Here is a 749-nt window from a genome sequence, read left to right on the forward strand (position 1 = left end):
GACCATCGCCACCTATAGCATTTTTGTTATTAATTCTAAATATGCCAGCTTTATCGCTGTAAAATGCCAATGGTTTTCCATGTCTTTCAATATAACGCCGAGTGGCATTAAAGTATGTAAATGTGGATTCAGCCTGGACAAAAAGGAGCTCCATGATTTTACTCGTCGCATCATCAACATAGACTAATGCTGTGCATTGTGGTCCACGTCCTTCGAACCAATCATGGTCACAGCCATCAATTTGGATCAATTCACCGGTACAAGGGCGTCGATACCGTGGTTGGTGAATTTTTGGGGCTCGCATTTTTCTCGGGATCCATAAACCTGCACGGATCATCAACCTACGAAGTGTTTCTTTACCAATAGTCAGCCCATGTATTTCTTCTAGTTTTTCACGCGCTAATGTAGGGCCAAAATCAGGGTAGTTTTTCTTCACGATATCCACAATTTGGTCAGTGAATGATTTTGGCAATAAACGGTTACTCGGATTGCCTCGAGCAATGTTATTCATACCTAAAGGGCCATGCTCACGGTAGCGTTTTATAAGTCGGCTACAATGGCGTGGTGTAATGCCGAGTACCACGGCCGCACGACCTGGAGTCATTTTACGATCAATGACATCTTGTAGAACCTTAATGCGATTTAATTCTTTCAACGTGAATCGTCCTGAGCTTTCTGCACTCATGACCATTTCTCCAGGAAATATCCTTTTTCTTTCCCCACGTCGAAAAAAGAAAGGTTAACCCCAT

General features: G+C 42.9%; 1 protein-coding gene. It reads right to left on the reverse strand.

The annotated features are described in order from the left end of the window. The coding region (locus ACVRRC_RS22085) for an ISNCY family transposase (protein ID WP_472997590.1) at positions 1 to 685 on the reverse strand (685 nt) is incomplete at its 3' end. Between the last annotated feature and the right edge of the window lie 64 nt (positions 686 to 749).

It is taken from the genome of Stutzerimonas sp. LR2, assembly GCF_055755175.1.